Annotated in this window: 23 protein-coding genes and 4 pseudogenes; 17 read left to right on the plus strand and 10 right to left on the minus strand. The window is 69.4% G+C overall.

Features of this window, described 5'->3' with window-relative positions:
* A pseudogene (locus G6O69_RS38770) lies at positions 1 to 398 on the minus strand (radical SAM protein); the annotation flags it as partial.
* Between the two features lie 34 nt (positions 399 to 432).
* Positions 433 to 822 carry a hypothetical protein gene (locus G6O69_RS41310; RefSeq protein WP_255216869.1) on the minus strand — a complete coding sequence of 130 codons (390 nt, stop codon included), beginning with the start codon at positions 820 to 822 and terminating at the stop codon, positions 433 to 435.
* Positions 823 to 1,070: 248 nt separating this feature from the next.
* Between G6O69_RS41310 and G6O69_RS41315 the strand changes: the two genes are divergently transcribed.
* A complete protein-coding gene (locus G6O69_RS41315; RefSeq protein ID WP_255216870.1) occupies positions 1,071 to 1,232 on the plus strand; it encodes a hypothetical protein in 162 nt (53 codons plus the stop codon).
* Here the strand turns inward: G6O69_RS41315 and G6O69_RS41320 are convergent.
* Complete coding sequence (locus G6O69_RS41320; protein WP_255216871.1) at positions 1,219 to 1,860, minus strand: hypothetical protein; 642 nt, start codon at positions 1,858 to 1,860, stop codon at positions 1,219 to 1,221. The two genes, G6O69_RS41315 and G6O69_RS41320, sit on opposite strands and share 14 nt — an antisense overlap.
* Before the next feature lie 17 nt (positions 1,861 to 1,877).
* Here G6O69_RS41320 and G6O69_RS38785 point away from each other — a divergent pair, with 17 nt between their 5' ends.
* Both G6O69_RS38785 and G6O69_RS38790 read left to right on the plus strand, forming a co-directional pair.
* A complete protein-coding gene (locus G6O69_RS38785; RefSeq protein WP_176397430.1) occupies positions 1,878 to 2,183 on the plus strand; it encodes a hypothetical protein in 306 nt (101 codons plus the stop codon).
* A 361-nt stretch (positions 2,184 to 2,544) separates the two neighbouring features.
* Complete coding sequence (locus tag G6O69_RS38790; RefSeq protein WP_176397431.1) at positions 2,545 to 3,831, plus strand: hypothetical protein; 1,287 nt, start codon at positions 2,545 to 2,547, stop codon at positions 3,829 to 3,831.
* 185 nt (positions 3,832 to 4,016) lie between these two features.
* On the opposite strand, the pseudogene gor reads toward G6O69_RS38790, so the two are convergent.
* A pseudogene (gor, locus tag G6O69_RS38795) lies at positions 4,017 to 5,382 on the minus strand (glutathione-disulfide reductase).
* A 195-nt stretch (positions 5,383 to 5,577) separates the two neighbouring features.
* Here gor and G6O69_RS38800 point away from each other — a divergent pair.
* The 8 genes and pseudogenes from G6O69_RS38800 (at position 5,578) to G6O69_RS38825 (ending at position 10,539) form a co-directional block, all read left to right on the plus strand.
* A complete protein-coding gene (locus G6O69_RS38800) occupies positions 5,578 to 5,733 on the plus strand; it encodes a hypothetical protein (protein WP_176397432.1) in 156 nt (51 codons plus the stop codon).
* A gap of 292 nt (positions 5,734 to 6,025) precedes the next feature.
* Positions 6,026 to 6,142: pseudogene (locus tag G6O69_RS42690) on the plus strand (bestrophin family ion channel); the annotation flags it as partial.
* A 4-nt stretch (positions 6,143 to 6,146) separates the two neighbouring features.
* Positions 6,147 to 6,878: a bestrophin family ion channel gene (locus tag G6O69_RS38805; protein WP_217910183.1), complete on the plus strand. Its 732-nt coding sequence runs from the start codon at positions 6,147 to 6,149 to the stop codon at positions 6,876 to 6,878.
* A gap of 207 nt (positions 6,879 to 7,085) precedes the next feature.
* Positions 7,086 to 7,352, plus strand: coding sequence for a hypothetical protein (locus G6O69_RS38810; RefSeq protein ID WP_217910184.1), 267 nt, complete (start codon positions 7,086 to 7,088; stop codon positions 7,350 to 7,352).
* A 40-nt stretch (positions 7,353 to 7,392) separates the two neighbouring features.
* Positions 7,393 to 9,021 carry a hypothetical protein gene (locus tag G6O69_RS38815; RefSeq protein ID WP_176397434.1) on the plus strand — a complete coding sequence of 543 codons (1,629 nt, stop codon included), beginning with the start codon at positions 7,393 to 7,395 and terminating at the stop codon, positions 9,019 to 9,021.
* A complete protein-coding gene (locus G6O69_RS38820; RefSeq protein ID WP_176397435.1) occupies positions 8,946 to 9,410 on the plus strand; it encodes a hypothetical protein in 465 nt (154 codons plus the stop codon). Before G6O69_RS38815 ends, G6O69_RS38820 begins: the two co-directional genes overlap by 76 nt.
* On the plus strand, positions 9,374 to 9,505 hold the full coding sequence (locus G6O69_RS41325; protein WP_255216848.1) for a hypothetical protein: 132 nt from the start codon (positions 9,374 to 9,376) through the stop codon (positions 9,503 to 9,505). The genes G6O69_RS38820 and G6O69_RS41325 overlap by 37 nt, the downstream gene beginning before the upstream one ends.
* A gap of 110 nt (positions 9,506 to 9,615) precedes the next feature.
* Positions 9,616 to 10,539: a LysR family transcriptional regulator gene (locus G6O69_RS38825; RefSeq protein WP_172307848.1), complete on the plus strand. Its 924-nt coding sequence runs from the start codon at positions 9,616 to 9,618 to the stop codon at positions 10,537 to 10,539.
* Positions 10,540 to 10,722: 183 nt separating this feature from the next.
* Here the strand turns inward: G6O69_RS38825 and G6O69_RS38830 are convergent, their stop codons facing one another.
* The 3 genes from G6O69_RS38830 to G6O69_RS38845 all read right to left on the minus strand — a co-directional run bounded on the left by G6O69_RS38830 (position 10,723) and on the right by G6O69_RS38845 (position 13,068).
* Positions 10,723 to 10,899: a hypothetical protein gene (locus tag G6O69_RS38830; protein WP_176397205.1), complete on the minus strand. Its 177-nt coding sequence runs from the start codon at positions 10,897 to 10,899 to the stop codon at positions 10,723 to 10,725.
* Between the two features lie 300 nt (positions 10,900 to 11,199).
* Entirely contained in the window at positions 11,200 to 11,379 is a 180-nt protein-coding gene (locus tag G6O69_RS38835) for a hypothetical protein (RefSeq protein ID WP_176397436.1), read from the minus strand.
* 987 nt (positions 11,380 to 12,366) lie between these two features.
* Positions 12,367 to 13,068 (minus strand): hypothetical protein, encoded by a 702-nt coding sequence (locus G6O69_RS38845; RefSeq protein ID WP_176397437.1) that lies wholly within the window; start codon positions 13,066 to 13,068, stop codon positions 12,367 to 12,369.
* Positions 13,069 to 13,196: 128 nt separating this feature from the next.
* Here G6O69_RS38845 and G6O69_RS38850 point away from each other — a divergent pair, with 128 nt between their 5' ends.
* From G6O69_RS38850 to G6O69_RS38870, 5 genes are all read left to right on the plus strand, one after another.
* The gene (locus G6O69_RS38850) at positions 13,197 to 13,544 is read left to right on the plus strand and encodes a hypothetical protein (RefSeq protein ID WP_176397438.1); all 348 of its coding nucleotides are present in this window, start codon (positions 13,197 to 13,199) and stop codon (positions 13,542 to 13,544) included.
* Positions 13,545 to 13,658: 114 nt separating this feature from the next.
* Complete coding sequence (locus G6O69_RS38855) at positions 13,659 to 13,829, plus strand: hypothetical protein (protein ID WP_176397204.1); 171 nt, start codon at positions 13,659 to 13,661, stop codon at positions 13,827 to 13,829.
* 291 nt (positions 13,830 to 14,120) lie between these two features.
* Positions 14,121 to 14,270: a hypothetical protein gene (locus G6O69_RS38860; protein WP_176397439.1), complete on the plus strand. Its 150-nt coding sequence runs from the start codon at positions 14,121 to 14,123 to the stop codon at positions 14,268 to 14,270.
* Between the two features lie 226 nt (positions 14,271 to 14,496).
* On the plus strand, positions 14,497 to 14,961 hold the full coding sequence (locus G6O69_RS38865; RefSeq protein ID WP_176397440.1) for a hypothetical protein: 465 nt from the start codon (positions 14,497 to 14,499) through the stop codon (positions 14,959 to 14,961).
* Positions 14,962 to 14,994: 33 nt separating this feature from the next.
* Positions 14,995 to 15,714: a hypothetical protein gene (locus G6O69_RS38870; RefSeq protein WP_176397441.1), complete on the plus strand. Its 720-nt coding sequence runs from the start codon at positions 14,995 to 14,997 to the stop codon at positions 15,712 to 15,714.
* Positions 15,715 to 15,735: 21 nt separating this feature from the next.
* Here G6O69_RS38870 and G6O69_RS38875 read toward each other — a convergent pair whose 3' ends face one another.
* Entirely contained in the window at positions 15,736 to 16,143 is a 408-nt protein-coding gene (locus G6O69_RS38875; RefSeq protein ID WP_217910185.1) for a hypothetical protein, read from the minus strand.
* Positions 16,144 to 16,706: 563 nt separating this feature from the next.
* On the opposite strand from G6O69_RS38875, the pseudogene G6O69_RS38880 reads away from it, so the two are divergent.
* Positions 16,707 to 16,952: pseudogene (locus G6O69_RS38880) on the plus strand (transposase); the annotation flags it as partial.
* A 65-nt stretch (positions 16,953 to 17,017) separates the two neighbouring features.
* On the opposite strand, the gene G6O69_RS38885 reads toward G6O69_RS38880, so the two are convergent.
* Both G6O69_RS38885 and G6O69_RS38890 read right to left on the minus strand, forming a co-directional pair.
* The gene (locus G6O69_RS38885; protein WP_176397444.1) at positions 17,018 to 17,332 is read right to left on the minus strand and encodes a hypothetical protein; all 315 of its coding nucleotides are present in this window, start codon (positions 17,330 to 17,332) and stop codon (positions 17,018 to 17,020) included.
* Entirely contained in the window at positions 17,268 to 18,464 is a 1,197-nt protein-coding gene (locus G6O69_RS38890) for a hypothetical protein (RefSeq protein WP_217910186.1), read from the minus strand. Before G6O69_RS38890 ends, G6O69_RS38885 begins: the two co-directional genes overlap by 65 nt.
* Positions 18,465 to 18,575 lie beyond the last annotated feature (111 nt).

The raw sequence follows: 18,575 nt of genomic DNA on the forward strand, positions 1-18,575 counted from the left end.
ACGACCTCGCGCAGCTGGGCCACGCTCAGGCCGTCTCGAAAGACCATCAGCGAGGCGTTGCGCTCGTGGCTGGGGTGGGCGCGGCTGATGTTGAGGTGCTCGACGCCGCCGGCGACGACGTGGTCGATGATCCGCGCGCCGGCGCGATGGTCGAGCAGGCCCGAGGCGTTGGTGGTCAGCGAGCGTCGCTTGCTGGGGAAGCGGCGGCGTGCTCGAGGATCCGCGGGAGTCGGGGGTCCTTGCTGGGCTCGCCGCCGGTGATCGGAGATCGTCGGGGCGAGCGGGCGCAGGGCCGCGAGCGAGGCGTCGAGGGCCGCGAAGTAGCGCTCGTCCGTCGGCTCGACGCTGCGCTGTTGCTCGAGGGCGCGGCCGCGCGAGGCCGGGCGCAGCTCCTCCACGCAAAAGCGGCAGCGGGCGTTGCAGTCTGGGCGCTTAGATTGAAAAGTTGGCGTTGGCGTAGATCTGCGTGGGCTGGCCCCACAGGTTCACGCGCATGGTCCCGCGCGCCGTGCTGTTGGCGCTAAGGTCGAAGGCCGCGCTCTTTTGCCGCCGCCAGCTGGGGTCGAAGCTGGCAGTCATGGCAGCACTCGCATGGCCGCGGAGCGTGCGATTGAGGTCGGTGCCGCAGCTGCGGCCGTCGGGGTTGATGAGCGAAAAATTGCTGCCGACCACGAAGGGGCGCTCCCAGTCGCGGTCGTCGGCCATGCCGTAGGCCTGGAGGTGAAACACGTTGGCGAGCGCGAGCAGGCCGGCCTCGCGCACGGCGTCGACGACCCAGGCGTCGCGCCCGGGGGCGTCGGGGCGCAGGCGGACGTTGAGCACGAGCTCGCGCGCGCCGCCGAGGATGGCCAGGGCCTCGCGCAGCGTGGTCGCGAGGGCGAGCAGGTCGCGGTCGCGGGCGAGCAGGGTGTGATTGACCGAGAGCTTGAGGGTCGCGGCTCGCCCAGCTTGGCGAGCCAGTCGTCGAGGGCGGGGCGCGAGCGCGGGAGCACCACGCCGTTGGTCACGACGACCAGCTTGGCGCAGCGTGGGTGGGCGCGGGCGAGCTCGACCATCGCCCAGAACTCGGGGTGGATGGTCGGCTCGCCGCCCTCGAGCTGGACCTCGAAGGGGCCTCGGCGGGCAGGCAGGCCCGAAAGGCGGCGAGATCGAGGAAGCTGCGCCCGGCCGGAGAGGAGTGGGTGCTGCACCACGGGCAGGCGCGGTTGCAGTGGTTGGTCAGCGCCACGTAGACCCGGTGGGGCGAGCCGCGCTCGGGCGGTCGCGGGGGAGGGCGCCGGTCAGCGTGGGGTTTTGCGGCCTGAGCTCGACCATGGCGGGCGCTGGAGACGATAGCAGCTCACCAGGCCACGGGCTCGCCGGGACCCCAGCCTGGCGACCGAGACCGGCGAGAGCAGGCCGTCGCTGCGCGTGCTGTCGGGTTGGCGGCCGCCGCGATGGCAGGGAGCGAGCTGCCGGCCCCAGGGATGGGCGCCCCGAGCTCGGCGCCCTCGGCGAGGGCCAAGACCAGGCGCGCGACGGCGTCCGCGATGGCTTCCATGCCCGGAAATTGATCGTCTCGAGCTCGTCGCTGGCCATGTGGTAGTCGAGTCGGCCGACCATGTCGACGTTGACCATCGAGTGCGTAGGCCTGGCGCTCGAGGGCGCGCTCGCCCTCGGGGTCTCGAACACGAGCAGGTCTTCGCCGCGCTCGAGCGGGCCGGTGACGTTGAAGGGCAGGGCGTAGTCGTCGGACGCGAGGCGCTCCATGTGCTGGCGCAGCTGCGCGCCGTCGATGCCCAGGCTCGCGGCCTGGGAGGGCGCGGCGCTCGACCCCGGGCCGGCTAGCGCGAAGCTCAGGAGGAGGGCGCGGCTGATCACGCGGTAGACTAGCAGCGGTGAGCAGCGACGATGAGTGGCTTTCGGCGGTCCTGGCCGCGGCCGTAGCGAGGAGGACCAGGCCCTCGAGCGCGCCCGGGCGGAGGCGCTGGCCAAGGGCAAGGAGCCCTTCGACCTCGACCGGCTCTACGCGCTGTGGCCGTGGTGCCCCGACGGGCGGCTCTCGCAGGCGCAGCGCGACGCCAGCGCCGGAGCTGGCGCGCAGCTGGGCCACGGACTACTACCTGCGCCATCCCGAGGTGATGACACTCGAGGACTTTGCGAGCCTGATGCGGGAGCTGCAGAGCCAGGGCGCGTTCGATTGAGGCGAGGTCACGACTCGGTTTCGAAGCGCACGCGGGCCGTATCGGGGCCGCACTGGGTCCAGACTGAGGGAAGATACTCGTGCCCGCGGCGCGGGCGAGGCTGCTACTGTCGGCTCATGCTCGCTCGCGTCGGCCGGCTCTCGCTCGCGGCATGCGTCGCGCTGGTGCTGCTCTCGCGCGGCGAAGGCCGCGGCCTGCCTGTGGGATCAGGAGACCTACGCGGCCGAGGCCGAGGCGCTGCCCTGCGTGGTCGATGCGCTCGTCGGGGCTTACATCAAGCACACGGACGCCTACTACGAAAAGCGCATCGAGGCCGCGGACGCCCGGCCTGGCCGTCGCGCCCAAGTGTCGGGGCTTCGACATGAAGGCCGTCGCGTTGATCCACCTCGGCCGCCTCGACGAAGCCCGCGAGGTGCTCGAGCGGCGAGCCGCGATCGACCCGGACGGCTACGCGACCCACGCCAACCTCGGGACGCTCTACACCTTCAACGGGGGAGTACGCGCGCGCGCTCGAGCACATCGACCGCGCCCTCGAGCTCGAGCCGCAGGCCCACTTTGGGCGCGAGCGGATCCCCGACAGCTCGTCGAATTTCTAGCGAGCCTCGAGGCGGGCGAGGACGTCGGTGAGCGAGACTTTCTCGGCCTCGAGCTGAGCGACGAGCAGCGCTACGAGGGCAGCGTGGCGGCCTACGAGGCCGCCGGCCCGATCGACGACTCGGTGATCGACGCGCTCGTCGCGATGATCGCCGTCTACGGGGCAGAGAGCATCTCCCACATTCACTACGCCCTCGCCAACGCGCTCGCGCTGCGCGGCGAGCGACGCCTGCCCACAGCGCCTACGAGCGCGCCGCGAGCTTCGCCACCCGCTGCGGGCCAAGTTCTCGCCGTGGCGCGAGGCCCTCGAGCAGCGCTTCATCAGCGAGCGCTACGGGCCCAAGCCCAAGCTGCGAGAGGGCTGCTATCTGCCCCTCGACAAGTACTTCGCGGCGCTGCGGCGGCGGCTGGGAAGTACCGCAAGGCCTACGCCGCGGGGGAGGAGAAGGCGGTCGCGGACGGCCTGCCGGTGTGGACGCGGGCGGGGCTCGACGCGATCTACGAGCAGCGCGGCGCCATCGAGATCGAGGTCATCGGCGCCTACCCCAGCTACCACCCGCGCTGTCCAGCGCCCGGCGTGATCCGCTCCGCGGGCCAGGAGCCCTACGAGGGCAGGAGGAAGAATGCATGGAGGTCGAGGAGTGAGGGTCTTTTTGGGTGTCACGGTGCTGTGCTCGGCTGCGGCCTCGGCTGCATGACCCGCTCGCACGAGCAGGGGGCGGAGGGGGAGACGACGCGTCCGCGGCCGGCTCCGGCGAGCGCAGGGGCGACGGCCGAGCCGGGAGCGGACTCGTCGGGAGCGGCCGAAGCAGACGCGGGCGAGCAGGAGGCGCAGGAGCAGGGCTCGGCGCCCGCGGGTCCGAGCGCCGAAGCGCGGGCCTGGGTGGAGGCCGCAGAGGCTGTCGCCAGCGCCTATGAAGGCGAAGGCGAAGCCGAAGCCGCCAAGCAAGCGCCGAGCTGCGAGGAGGTCGCCGCGCGCCTCGAGTCCGCCAGCGATGCGTTGGACGACTCTGGCTGGAGCGAGCGACGCGGTCGCCGTCGAGGTCCAAGGTGATGCGCAGCTCGGGCCGCGGCTGGAGCGGGCGATGGCGCGCGTCGTCTCGGGCCGGTTGCGCTGCCCCTAGGCGCCGCGCTGGGTTTCACTACGGGCTCCTAGGCGCCCAGACGCGACGCGAGGGCGCAGACTCGACGAGTCGGCGCCCTCGCAGCCCGCGAACGAGGGGGCGGGATGGGACAGGCTCAGTCCGTGTCGGGCACGGGGAAGCGCATGGTCACGAACTCCTCGGCCGCCGAGGGGTGGATGCCCATGGTGCGATCGAAGTCGCGCTTGGTCGCCCCGCACTTGAGGGCGATCGCCAGGCCCTGGATGATCTCCGGCGCGTCTTCGCCGACCATGTGGGCCCCGAGCACGACGCCGCTGGGCTTGTCGACCACGAGCTTGCAGGTGATCCGCTCGGCGCGGCCGGAGAGCGTGGCCTTCATCGGCCGAAAGCGCGTGCAGTAGACCTCGACGGACTCGTGGCGCTCGCGGGCCTCCTGCTCGGTCAGGCCCACGGTGGCCACGGGCGGGGGCGCGAGAACACGGCGGTGGGGATGTTGTCGCGCTCGGTGATCAGCGGCTTGCGGTTGAACAGGTCTCGGCCAGGGCGCGGCCCTCCGCGATCGCCACCGGGGTGAGGTTGATGCGGTGGGTGACGTCGCCGATCGCGTAGATGTTGGGCACCGCGGTCCGGTTGCGCTCGTCGACGACGATGGCCGCGTCGCGCCGGGTCTCGATGCCGACCATCTCGAGGCCCAGGCCGGCGCTCGCGGGCTTGCGGCCGGTGGCGTAGAGCAGCGCGTCGGTCTCGTGGAACTCGTCGTGGTCGAGGAGCAGGCTCAGCGAGCCGTCGCTGCGCTCGTCGATGCTGCGGACCCGGACCTCGGTGAGGATCTCGACCCCGCGGGCGTTCATCTCCTCGGCCAGGCGCTCGCGGATCTCGTCGTCGAAGCCGCGCAGCACGTTGTCGCCGCGCAGGAGCATGGTGACCTTGGCGCCGGCGGCGTTGAAGATGCCCGCGAACTCGACCCCGATGTAGCCGCCGCCGACGATGGTCACGCGCTTGGGCAGCTCGGGCAGCTCGAGGGCCTCGTTGGAGGTGATCGCCAGGTCGATGCCGGGGATGTCGGGGAGCTCGGGCCAGCCGCCGGTGGCGATCAGGATGTACTTGGCGGTGTAGCGCTTGTCGCCGACCTCGACGGTGTGGGCGTCGATCAGCTTGCCGCGACCCTCGATCAGCTCGACCTTGGAGTCGCGCAGCAGGCGACGATAGATCTGCTCGAGGCGGTCGAGCTCGGCCTCCTTGGCGGCCATGAGCTTGGGCCAGTCGAGCTTGGGCTCGGGCACGGACCAGCCGAAGCCGGCCGCGTCGGCGAAGTGCTCGGCGAAGCTGGCCGCGTAGACGAGCAGCTTCTTGGGCACGCAGCCCGCGCATGACGCAGGTCCGCCCACGCGCGAGCCCTCGCAGATCGCAACCTTGGCCCCGTACTCGCCGGCGCGCCGGCTGGCCGCGACGCCGCCCGAGCCGGCGCCAATGGTGAAGAGATCGAAGTCGAATTCCGGCACGCGGCAGGTGTAGCAGGGCTGACAGCGGGGCGCGAGGGCGGTCGCGGCGGCCTGCCCCTGTCCCAGCTCGGGCAGCTCGGGCAGCTCGGGCAGCTCGGGCAGCTCGGCTGGCTCGCCCCGCGTGGGGTTGTTAGGGTTCGCCCGCCCAGCTCGCCCCGCGAGCGCCCGGGATCACCCGACCGACCGAAAACCGCCATGGAGAGCCTCGCCCGCCTCGCGATCGTCGCGCTGCCCTTCGCGGTGCTGCTGCTCCTGCTCGGCCTCGGGCTGATCATCCACGTGCTCGCCAGCGAGGGCCGCTCGCGCAGCGCCTCGCTCTCGCGGTGGTCGTCGGCCTCAACCTCGGGCTGATCTTGCCCTGGGCGCGGTCGCCTGGGCCAGCGAGACCACCGACGTGCGCCTGATGTTCATGTTCGTGGCGCTCGTGTTCGCGCTCTTGGGGTTCATGGGCCTGCGGGTGCCCCGGCGCTTCGTGGATTGAGGCCGCCGCTTTGAGGTAGCTTGTCCGCGCCATGATCATCATCGACCGGCGCTCCTGGCTCGCCCAGGTGTTCATGTTCAAGGGCACCACGTTGACCGTGATCTGGAAGCGGGTCGCGGTCTCGATGGCCGTCGCCATCGCGTGACCTGGACGTCCCAGCACGTGCCCGAGTTTCACCCCAAGCTCACGCACCTGCCCTTCACGCTGATCGGCCTGGCGCTGTCGATCTTCCTCGGTTTCCGCAACAACACCGGCTACGACCGGTTCTGGGAGGGGCCAAGCTGTGGGGGCGCATGGTCAACGTCTCGCGCAGCTTCACGCGCCGCTGCTCACGCTGATCGGCCCGCGGATGATCGACGCCCAGGGCGACCACGAGCTCGCGGCCGAGGAGCGCGAGCAGGTCGAGGCCGTGCGCGGCGAGCTGGTCCACGCGCTGATCGCCTACGTCCACGCCTTTCGCCACCATCTGCGCGACGAAGACTCCCTCGACGAGCTGCGCGGGCTGATCCCCGACGAGCTGCGCGCCAGCCTGATCGACGAGTACAACCGCCCGTGGCGATCCTCCAGTGGTTGGGCGCACCGCCTGCGCTGGCTCTACGACCGCGGCTGGGTCCACCCCATGCACCTGCCGGCGCTCGAGGACAGCCTGACCGAGATGACCTCGGTCCAGGGCGCCTGCGAGCGCATCAAGTCGACGCCGATCCCCGCCAGCTACACCGTGCTGATCCACCGGATCGTGCTGCTCTACTGCGTGGGCCTGCCCTTCGGCATCGTCGATCAGGTCGGCGCGTGGACGCCGGTGGTCGTGGGCCTGGTCGCCTACGCTTTTTATGGCCTCGACTCCGTGGGCACGGAGATCGAAAACCCCTTTGGCAAGGACCCCAACGACCTCCCGCTGACCACGCTGTCACGGATGATCGAGGTCAACTTGCGCCAGCGCCTGGGCGAAGATCGCAGCGCCTTGCCCGAGCTGCTCGAGCCCGACGACGGATTCTTCAGTAGCCGGTGCGCGTGAGTGGGGCATCGTGCCCCACCTCTCGGGCAGTCGAGCGGAAACGACCAAGGCGCCCTGAGCCGCAGCTAGTGTGCGCTCCAGGGCGTTTTTTTGACGATCCATCGACGAGACCGATGGCGGCCCGGGGTCCGGTATCGGTCTCGTCGATGTGAGCGATTGATGGCGTCTAGTGGTCGCAACGCCGGCGGCCCTGAACACTCCATCGAAATGCGTCGCTGGATCGACACGAGCTTACCCATACTTTTTCTCTCGGCCCTCCTGCCGGCCTGTCAGACCGACGAGCCCGGCGAGGACGACGACACCGGGACCTCCGATACGGGGGACACCACCACCGGCGATACGGGTGAAACCGACACTGGCGAGACCGGCGGAGAAGAGCTGCTGTTCTTCCCCGGGGCGACCAAGGGCGGTCCATCGCGGCCTCGCCCGACGGCACCCGCCTGGCGGTGGTCAACTCTGGGAGCGGCGAGCTGACGATCTTCTCGCTGCCTGGCCTCACGGAGAGGCGCGCCTGGTGCTCGGCGGTGACCGGAGTCGGTGTCCTTCTCGCCGGAGCGACGCGATCTTCGTGGTCCTGCGCGAGGAGGGCACGGTCGCCCGCATCGTTGGGTTGGACACCGGCCCCACCCTCGAGAACAAGGTCACGGTCGGGGCCGAGCCCGGCCGCGCGGCGCTCTCGGCCGCGGGCACGACCTTGTGGGTCCCGCTGTGGGCCGAGGGCTACGTGATCGCGGTGGACACCGAGAGCATGCAGATCACCCAGGAGATCGAGACGGGGGGATCGCCCTACGCGGTCTGCGTGACCAACGACCTCGACGCCGAAGAGGGCGACGAGACCGTGTTCGTGACCGACTTCTACGGCGTGGCCGCCGGCGGCCGCGAGGCGACCGACAACGCCCGCGAGGGCCGGGTGTTCACGATCACCGGCGAGGGCGAGCTCGGCGAGCTGCGCCTGCCCGCGCTGACCAGCTCGGGCACGGCGGGCTTCGAGTCGACGGGGGCCTACCCCAACCAGCTCTACTCGTGCGCGATCAACAAGGGCACGCTCTACGTGAGCAGCGTCGGCGCCTCGCCGGCCTCCTTCGAGGGCGGGACCGACTTCCACCAAAACCTCCAGGGCCTCGTGCACCGGGTGGACGTCGAGAGCCTCACCCCCGAGTCCCAGCCCATCGACCTCAACGGCCTGGTCGACGAGCTCGACGCGCCCAAGCGTTTCATCCCGATCCCCACGGACATCGCCTTCGCCGACAACACCGAGTTCGCCTACTTCTCCTCGCTGAGCTCCGACAGCGTGCTGCGTGTGGACTTCTCGGCCAACCCGATCAAGGCCGGCTCGCTCTCCCGGGGCCAGCTTCCTGGGCGCGAGCCGCTCGCCCATGGGCGTGGCGATCTCGAGCACCAACATGTACACGGCCAACGAGGTCGCGCGCAGCATCTCCCACATCGACCTGGCCGAGCAGGAGACCGTGACCGCCGACATCAGCTCGGCGAGCTCACCGAGCGACGCCGCGGGCATCGAGGCCCTCCAGGGCCAGCGCTTCTTCAACACCGGCCTGGGTCGGTGGTCGGCCAACGGCTGGGTGAGCTGCGCTGGTTGCCACCCCTTTGGGACCACCGACAACGTGACCTGGTCCTTCCCCGCGGGCCCGCGCCAGACCGTGGACACCTCGGCGAGCTTCAACGCCGGCGGGACCGAGCAGCGGATCTTGAACTGGACGCGATCTTCGACGAGATCCATGACTTCGAGCTCAACACTCGCGGAGTCGCCGGGGGCACCGGCGCGATCGTCAGCGACACCGCGCTCAACGACAACGGCTCGCCGAACGCCGAGGTCCGCATCGACATCGTCGGTGAGGGCGGCGTCGCCGACCCGATCAACGCCTTCAACCGCGGCTCGGCCCGCGGCGCGGCGCTGACCGGGGCCACGCCCGACGACTGGGACGCGATCGAGACCTACATCGCTAGCTTGCGCTCGCCCAAGGCGCCCACGCGCCTCGACGGGGATCCCCTCGCGGGCCGCACGGTGTTCGACGACGGCGGCTGCGACAACTGCCACAGCGGCTCGCTGTGGACGATCTCGCGGCGCAGCTACACCCCGCCTTCAACGCCAACGACGGCAGCGACCTCGACGAGCGCGCGCTGACCTTGCTCGAGGCCGGCGTGTCCTCGACCGGTGACGTGCGCGCGGATCAGCTCACGAGCACCGATGTCAGCGAGCTGACCGTGCTCGCCAACGATCAAAACGGGGCGCCCGCGCGCCACGTCTGCGTGTCGCGGATTGTCGGGACCTTCGATGTCGACGGTCCGGCCAGCCACGGCGCCGAGGAGCTGCGCCAAAACGGCGCGACCGCCCAGGGCGCCGACGGCTACAACGTGCCCTCGCTGCTCGGCGTGGGCCAGGGCGCTCCCTACCTGCACAACGGCTCGGCCGAGAGCCTCGAGGAGCTGCTCGATCCCAGCGGGGACTTCCCGCCCACCTGCGGGCGGGCAACCAGGTGTTCGGGCCGACGGATGAGCAGCTCGCGGATCTGATCGCCTTTGTCAAGGCGATCGACGACGACACCGAGACCTTCGCGGTCGACTCCGATCAGGACTTCTGTCCGAGCAACGTGCCGCAGCAGCAGTGAAAGTCGTGACGCTGCGGCGAGCTGAGCTCTCGTAACGTGGGGGGAAAGAGCACCAGGCGGCGGTCGGTGCCGGTCGCACCGACCGCCGCCTTGGGGCATGATGGCCAGGCATGGACCTGGTTCATCTGCGCTACTTCCGCGTGATCGCGGAGGTCGGCAACCTGACCGCAGCGGCGAAGCAGCTCGGCGTGGCCCAGTCCACGCTCACGGCGGCGGTCAAACGCCTCGAGGAGCACCTCGAGAGCAAGCTCCTGCTCCGAAACCCGCGCGGCGTGACGGTCACGCCCACCGGCCGAGCCCTGGCGACCTCCGCCTGCGAGATCCTCGGGATGGTCGACGAGATGGAGGAGCGGATCCGCGGGCTCGAGTGCGGCGACGCGGGCGAGTTCGTGATCGGCTGCCACGAGTCGCTGGGTGCCTACTTCTTGCCGGCGTTCATGAGCGCCTTCTTGGCAGCCAGCCCCGGCATCGAGATCCGCGTGTGGAACGGGACGTCGGCGGGAGTGCGCGAGGCGGTCATCGATCGCCGCGTGCACTTTGGGTTGATCGTCAACCCGCTGCCCCACGACGAGCTGGTGATGGTCGAGGCCTTCCGCGACGCCGTGGCCTTGGTCGGCCGCGTCGACGGCCTGGCCGCGCCCGGCAGCCGCGAAGAGATCGAGTCCAGGCTCCGCAACTCGCCGTTGATCTACGCCGGGCGCGTGGACCAGTGCCAGCAGATCGTCGACACCTTGCGCGGGATGGACCTGCTGCCCGAGCGGCTGCTGACCACCGGCGACCTCGAGCTTGCCAAGACCCTGGTGCTCGCGGGCCTGGGCGTGGGGATCCTGCCGCGGCGCGTGGCCAACTACGGCCACGAGGGCGAGCTCGTGGTGATGCACCCCGAGCTCCCGCAGATCCCCGATCGCATCTTGCTGTGCTTTCGCGCCGACGCTCACCGGACGGCGGCGTGGCGGCGGACCAAGCAGGCCCTGCTCGCCCACGCCGAGCGCATCGCGCCCATCCCAGGCGAGCGCGGGGAGCCGGGCGCGTAGGAGCCCGTGGTGAAACCAACACGACACCTCGCTTGTTCTTTTCGCCGAGGGCTTTGTCGCCAAAACTTGCAGTACGCCCGGTACAGCGGCGTTTTGGCTTCGCGCCCTCGACGAAAAACCCGGCGCCAGGAGCCGCGCTGGGTTCCACCACGGAATCCTGAATACGCCCCTAAGTCATCGAGATCAAACAAGTTTCTGGAGCCCGGCTAGACCGTCTCCACCATGTCTCCACTCCCGACCGGCGAGTCGGGCGAAGGAAGTTCGAGGAGCTTGATCGCCCGCGGTCATGGGCAGCTCGAGCATCTCGATCTCGAGGGGCATCGCCTCGATGATCCGCCAGCGGACGGCGACCTCGAGCATGGTCTTGACCTGCCCGAGGAGCTTGTTGACGGTGCTGTTGGCGAGGTGCTTGCGCTGGCCCTTTGGTGTTCTTGACGGTGGTCGGCTTGTGCCGGTTGGCGTACACGTGTCCTTCGAGCGGAACTCCAGGTGCGGCAGCTGTGCTCAACGCCTTTCGGCATCAAGGCAAGGAAGACGAGATCGAGGGCCCCGACGGTCCGGTTAGCAACCTGCAGTGTAACCGTTCAGACCCCGAGAAAGTCGGTGTGACCGATCTCGCGACCGCAGGATCGACATGCGACGACGTCGTGATTCAAACGGTCATGTGGGGGCTGATGAGAACGCGGAGCTACCGGACGCCGAGGTCCGGGACGCAACGCTCCGGCCGCCGAGTTCGAGACCAAGCTCGCCGAGAAGGACGCCCGGATCGCCGAGCTCGAGGGCGAGGTCCCCGGTCGCGAACTCGGACAAGGTCGCCAAGCTCGAGGACGAAGGCGCCAAAGCTCGAAGCCAAGATCGAGCAGCTGCTCGAGAAGCTCGGCCAAAACTCGAGCAACTCGCACCTGCCCCCGTCGAGCGACGGCCCCGGCCGGCAAGAACGAGCGCAAGCCCAAGTCGAAGGGCAAGCGCAAGCGCGGCGGTCAGAAGGGCCCCGCGGCGCGCACCGGGAGCTGCTGCCGCCCGAGCGCGTCGACGAGGTCATCGACCTGTTCCCCGAGGTCTGTCTGGACTGCGGTGTGACGCTGCCGCAGCTCGTCGACGACGAGCCGCGCCGTCCATCAGCTGCTCGAGCTCGAGCCGAGCGGCCCCCACGTCACCGAGTTCCGTCGGCACGAAGTGGCGTGCAGCCGCTGCGGCGGCCGGACTCGCGTGTCGTGCCGCGAAGCGAAGATCCCCGCGTCGTCGTTCGGGCCGCGCCTGGTCGCCGTCGTGGTGATGCTGACTGGCGTCTACCTTCTGCTCGCACCTCGCCATGCGGGGCTCCAGCGAGGTCGATCCAGGAACTGGCAGGACACGCAAACCTCCAGACGACGCAGCGCTACATGCATCTGAGCCCTGCTGCGCTGGAGCGAGCGATCAAGCTGCTCGAACTTCCTGCTCCCGGTCTGCGCGCCGGGGATGGCGACATCGTGGAGACGCGTTGAAGCTTAGTTTGCAAAGCTGAGTGATATCGATGACTTACGGGCTCTTCTTGAGTTTCCGTCGAGCTCGTCGAGCGAGCGACCATGTCGCGCGCATACCCGGGCGAGCCGGTCGTGGGTCCACCTCGCAACTTCGACGAGCTCCTCGGCCGTGGGTGACGCGTGGATAGTCCCATGTGCATGAAGCCCTTCTCCGGCTCATAGATTGCGCTTCGTCGGTCTCGATTGGGCCCATTGGGGACCTTAGCAGGGTCTCCCAGGTTTCGTGCCACGACTGTCCAAGCAAACTGGCGCCCGACTTCGCCGTTGGCTCGATCGCCGTCAGTCGGTTCCGGTGGAAGGTCGCTCAGACCAACGGTGACCCGAGCATAGCCGTTGGTCGCCTTGACGGGCGGGAACGGGAGCGCTCCTGGGGAACCGAGTAGTCCCACGTGAATTGGATGAGACTCTCTCCCTTGCGCTCCGCCAACTCGACGTTCATGGAGCTGCCCTGCGGGGGAGTCCCGATCAGACGCTTGATGGGGACGCGCCAGGTGTCGGAGCCGCCCCGGTGCACGGTCCACCACCCCGATTCATACTTACGCCTGGCCTTGGGCCCGACGAGTTCGAAGGTCACGTCGGCTTGCTCGGGCTCTCGCCAGCCATGGAACTTGAAGTACTCGGTCTTGATCTCGATCGAGCGCTGCTCGAGCTCGTGCCACGCCAGCCGCCCCAGTGCTCCCTGAGCTGCTTGTCGTCGTAGATCTTCATGATCTCGCGGACCGGCTTTTTCCAGAAGCGAGGATTCTTGACCGAGATCGTCATCGCCCCCTCGGTCCGCGACCCGCGCCCACTGCTTGGACTCTTGGTCGTGAAAGCTCTGTCCGCGCTTGGTCGGGGGGCCGAAGGTCTCGAATTTCCAGTTGAGGTTCTCCTCGACGTTCTCGCCGACGGCCTCGTTCTCGGCCGTGACTCGATCGTGGCCCGGGGCGAGGATGACTCCAGCGAAGTGGTATCCCCACCGGGTCGGGTTGTCGTAGCTGGCGACGATGGTGTAGGCGTCACCCACGCCTGGCATCGCGTAGCGGTTGATCCTGCTTTCTCGTCCTCGGCGTCGGCCTGGTCCTCGTTCTTGCTCATGTACGCGTCCCTGTCCGAGCCCATCCAACCGAGGATCTCGGACCGGAACGTCGAAGGTTGAGCCGAGACCGCGCTCTCCTGGTCATCGCCATACTCGGCCTGCGCTGCGGGCTTGCCCTTGAGGCCCATGATCGTGTTCGCCGCCCGGCCGCAGTCACGGCTGAGACACTGCGGGTTCTTGCTATCCGGGAACCGAGCCGTGACTTCGACGAGACGCTCACCGTCGATCTCGATCGCGCGTTGCTCGTGTTCGTCGTCAGCTCGATACCACTGTCGATGGCGGCCAACTTGCGCTTCGCGCTCTTGACGATGGCCGTGGTCGCAAACAGGACCTTGGACCTCCGGTTCGCGGAGATGATCGAGTTTGTCAGGGTCTCGGACGTGTCGGACACCTTGATCGGGTAGTCGAGCCCAGCGAGCGCCGGTCCTGTGGCCGGGATCCCGATCTCGTCCCGATCCAGAGCGTATCGGCGTCGAACGACGTGAACTCCGTGTAGGGTCGGGTCGCGCTGGCCCGGGTTGCCCGCAACTGTGGTCGAGGAGGGGGCGCGCCGAGCGACCTGCGCCGATCTGTTCGGCGACAGCGTGAGCATGGCCTTCAGGACCGAGCCCGGCGTCTCGGCTCAGGCCGGCGTGCTGCATGAGGTGGGCAGCCTCGTGGGCCGCGACCGTCAAGGGAGGATCGGGTGACGCGAAGGTCGTGGTTGTGCCCTCGGTGAACGCCTGAACCCCTCTGGCTTCGCAGCTTCGAGCTTCGACACGCCAGTCTCCCGGCAGTCTCGCCGAGGCCGGCCTCGATCCGTGAGCGATGCGGGAAGGACACGGACGTTCCGCCAAAGGGGCGCCGACGTGGACCGCTCGACCGAGGTACGAGTTGTGCGAGAGAACGCAGGGCCATACCTCGACCGTGACACGGCGAGCGAAGCCCGACAACGCCGAATGGAGGGGGGAGGAGCCCATCGCAGCTCAGATCCCCGCGAGATGCAGGAGCATCGCCCGTTCTTCGTCCTTGGCCAGCGCGAGGCTCTCTCCAGCCGCCCTCGCCAGCGCGCCTCGGATCCGGCATCCCCCCGCCACCGAGCCGCCTCGGCGCGAGCCCAGATCGCCTCGCGCCCGAGCCTCGACAGCTGATCAACGAACGCGAGGTCGAGCCAGACCTCGGCGTCCCCTTGCCACGCGCCCTGGCCGAGCAAGACGGCGCCGAGGTCGGGACAGTCCGGGGCCACCGGAAAGGACGAGAGCGCCGGGCGCTCCGCCTCGGCGAACTCGAGGTCCCGGGGCGAGGCGGAGGTGCCAGGCCAGCGTCGCCGGGGTCCACCCGTCGCCGGCCTCGGTCGCCAGCGGGAGGCCGCTCGGCGTGGGCTCGTGCAGCTGCAGCGCGAGGGCGAGGTACCAGGTCGCGACCGCGAGCGCGTGGCGGTCGCTGCGTCCCTCGAGGTCGCTACGGAAGCGTCCGGCTCGAGCGAGGGCCGCGCTGCCAGTCGCCGCTCGCCGCGAGCGCGCGCAGCTCGAGCTCGGCGAGCCGCTCGCGCTCGCCGACGGGCAGCGCGTCGCCCTGCGCGAGTCGAGCGTGGATCTCGTCGAGCACGGCCCGCGCGTCCCCCGACGAGGATGCGCGGGCCGTGCAGGCCCAGGCGTCGGTCGCGTCGATGTGGCGGCCCGCGAGGGCGAGCGCGGCCCTCGCTTCGGAGGACGAGCCCCGGGCGATGAGCTCGACCGCGGCCTCCGCCGCGATCAGGCCCGCGAGCGCGCGCGAGCTCGCGCTGACCCCGTCGGCGGCGATCGTGGCTTCTGCGCCCGGAGCATCGTCCCAGGGTCGTAGACGATGCCCGTCGTTCGCGGGACGTGAGCCGTGATGACCCCGCGCCCCGCCTGCAACAACCTCGGCGAGGGCGAGAGCTCGCGGCCGTGCGCGAGCGCTTCGAGCGTCGTCGGATCTCGAGCGACCGCCTGCGCCAGCACGGCGAGCGTTCGCCGGCGTCGAGTCGCCCGAGCCAGGCCTCGGCCGTCGCGTCCCGCGCCGCGACCTCCGAGCTGCGACCCAGCCGCGGTAGCCCGGGCCCTCGAGGGGTCCGAGCTCGGGGTCGATGGCGGCGCCCGTGCATGCGGCGAGCGCGACGCGGATCGCGTCGAGGTTGGCGTCGTCCTGGCCTCGCTGCCCGAGCGCGTCGGCGGCCTCGCGCAGGGCGGCCTCGCCGAGCTGCCACCTCGTCGAGCAGGCACAGCCACGCCCCGCGCTCGAGCGCCGCGGGCCAGCTCGTCGGCGCGGTCGGGGACGCGCGCCACAGATCCCGAGTCGCTCGAGCTGCCCGCGGCCCAGCGTCGCGCGAGCGACGAGCTCCGGGTGGCTCGTCGGCCGTCCGGCGTCCGGCCCCAGTCCGTCGGCGGCTGCACCGGAGCGCCGGCGTGGACGAGATCGGGAGCGAGCTCGCCCGCGTCGAGCCCGAGGTCGACGAGCGCGTCCGCGTCGAGCAGCAGCCGCCGCGGCCGCGGCATCGCGCGCGGCCGCGTCGACGCCTGGCGCGAGGCATGCTCGAGCGCGATTCGTCGCGGGCGTAGTCCGTGCGGGCGATGAACTCGAGCGCGGACCTGCGCGTCACCGGCGAGCGAAGCGAGGCGGCGACGCGGGGTCGAGCCCGGCAGTCGTCGAGGATGGCGATGTCGTCCCGCGCGTAGCGATGGCAGCGCTCGACCTCGGCGCGAGCGCGCTCGGCTGGCGCTTCGGCGCGCGCCAGAGCACAGCGTAGGCGAGGCCGAGACCGAGGAGCGCGGCGCCGCTTCGCAGGGCGATGCGCCCACGTCGGCCGCGGCCGGTCGTTCGAGCGCTCGCCTCGCGTCGGTCACCGCCCGATGCTAACTCGCGCTCTTCGCTTCGCCGAGAGCGATTGCACGCGTGTTCAGCAGCCCGAGCGCGGACGCACCCGGCCACGCCGGCCGGGTCCGCGCTCCGCCCCGTGGTCGGCTTGCCAGCCGAGTCCGCGGTGGTACCGTCGCCGAAGTGCAACGTCGAAGTGGCAGCGTGCGTGTAGGAACTCCAACGCATGAATTACGGGCCGTACTTAGCGCATGTCAGATGCATGGGGCGCGGCGCTGGGGACGCTTCCCGGACCTCGGCAGGGACGAGAGGACGAGCGCGGCTTCGCTTCGAGCTCGCTCGGCGGGTGACTTGTCGGAAACTGCGGGCGCCGCGTATTGACCCGCCGTCTAGGACTACTTGGCAGATGGGGATCGACAACGATCCCCGGCTGTGATCTGCTGCGGGGGTGACTCCAGAACAAATCTCCCGGGTGGGGCCGAACTCGAGGAGTTTCTCGGCTACATCACTCATCAGATGGGTCGCAGCGAGCGGCGCGAGGCCCTCGCCAACTACATGCGTGGGCTTCTCCTCGATGGCGAGCGCAAGAGCATGGTGCCCCATCGCTCAGCGCCTCGCAGCCGCGCCCGGTGACAGCGAAGCCATCCGCCAGCGACTCCAGCAGGCGATCACGATCGCTGATTGGGACGAGTGGGAGCTGTTTCGCCGACTCGCCCTGCGCGTCGAGGACAAAGCTCCCGGGCCTCGACGCCTTCGTCATCGACGACACCGGCTTCCCCAAGAAGGGCAAGCACTCCGTCGGTACAGCGTCAGTACTCGGGGACGATGGGCCGCGTCGACATTGCCAGGTCGCAGCAAGCCTCCACCTCGCCAGCGAGGCGGGCGGCGCTTGCATCGGCATGCGCCCAAGGCGCCGGACAAGGCAGGCGTCCCCGAGGAGCTCTCCCATCAACGAAGCTCGAGCTCGGCCTCGGCATGCTCGACCGCGCCCTCGGTAGGCGACGTGTAGAGGTCGAGCAGGCTGGTGGCGCGGCCGTCGGCGGGAGCTCCTCGAGCACGCCGGTCACGCCGTCTCCGAGCCCGCAAAACACGTAGTTCGCCCGAGCGCCCCATGAACGGTCGCATGCACGGTGAGCAGGTCTGCTCGCCACAGGGGGCGTGGTTGTCGATGGTCTCGGCGCGACGATCCGCGAGCCCTCGGCCCTTCTCCGTCCTCGACGCGCTCGTCGAGCTGCTGCGAGGCGTCCTCGACATCTTGGAGGTCGACGAGCTCCTCGAGGTCTTCGAGGTTCTCGTAGTCCTCGGGGGACTGATCACAGCCGATCAGGGCGACGCCAGTCGTGAGCAGGATGGAGAGCTCGAGTTGCTTGGTCATCATGCTCTCGTGGTTCCGACGGCAGGCGCCAGATCACGACTGGATCGATTTTTTTCAGGTGCCCGACGGGGGGCGCGCGGCTGCGTAAGAGAGAGCAGACCCCGGACGAGATTGTCCGGGCCTGCCTCCGACCGGGTTGCTCGACGTCGCTCAGACTACTGGCAGCCTTCCATCCACTTGACGAAGATCGTTTTGTAGTAGTGGTATGCGCCTGGCTCGCTGTTCCGGTGAAGCGCATGTTGTCCCTGTCGGCGGTTCCGGCGCAGCTCTTGGCGCTGTTCGCATACATCTTCCAGGTAGCGACCGATCCTCGGAGACCCAGTAGCTGAGCGAGGTGGACCACGACGAGTCCGAGTCTTCTTTCTTCAGCGCCTCGAACAAGGTGACGCCATCGCAAGACAGACATGCTCTTCGCGGCGCAGGCACCCGACCAGGGCGCCGAGCGTACTCGGCGTAGACCTGATAGGAGCTCGCGGTCCGCTGGTGCGCGCCCCATGGATAGCTTTGTGTTTGTGTACCAGATGTGGTTCTCGCAGGCGGATTGGTCTGCGACGAACTCCTCGATGAAGGGCAGGAAGGAGTTGAGCCATCCATATTGCTGTTGAAGCCGGGCACGTCCGAGCAATAGCCAGTGGCCACAGGCACCGGCGGCTGACTGATCCCGACCTCGAGACCTCCGCGGGGCGCGACCCCCCGAATCGAGCTCGCCGCGCTCGACGGCGGTGACGATCTCACTGGGCACCTTTTCGTCCTCGGGGGTGACAGCGTGCAGGAGCTCGGTCGGCGTCGCGTAGAGGTCGATCAGGCTGTCGGCGCGTCCGTCTGCCGGCAATTCCTCGAGCACCCCAGTCATGCCGTCTCCGAGCCCGCAAAACACGTAGGTCGCTCCTGAGGTCGCGTGCACGGTCAGGAGGGTCTGCTCGCCACAGGGAGCGTGATTGTCGATGGTCTCTCGGGCGCGACGAACCCGGAAAGCCTCGAGCCACTCACCGTCCTCGTCGTCGTCGCGGTCGGCGAGCTGCATGGAATCGTCCTCGACGTACTCTAGGTCACCGTAATCTTCGAAAGATTTGTCACAGCCGACCAGCGCGATGCCGGCGGTGAGCAGCAGGGAAACCTTGATTTGCGTGGTCATCATGCTGCCGTAATACCGAGGGCGCGATGTGGATGGTTGGTCGAGCTATTTTTTTACTTGGCTTCGTTGCGCGGCCTTCACGGCCAGTCCTGACCTTCGTAGGGAGCCACG

The sequence above is a fragment of the Pseudenhygromyxa sp. WMMC2535 genome (assembly GCF_011083025.2).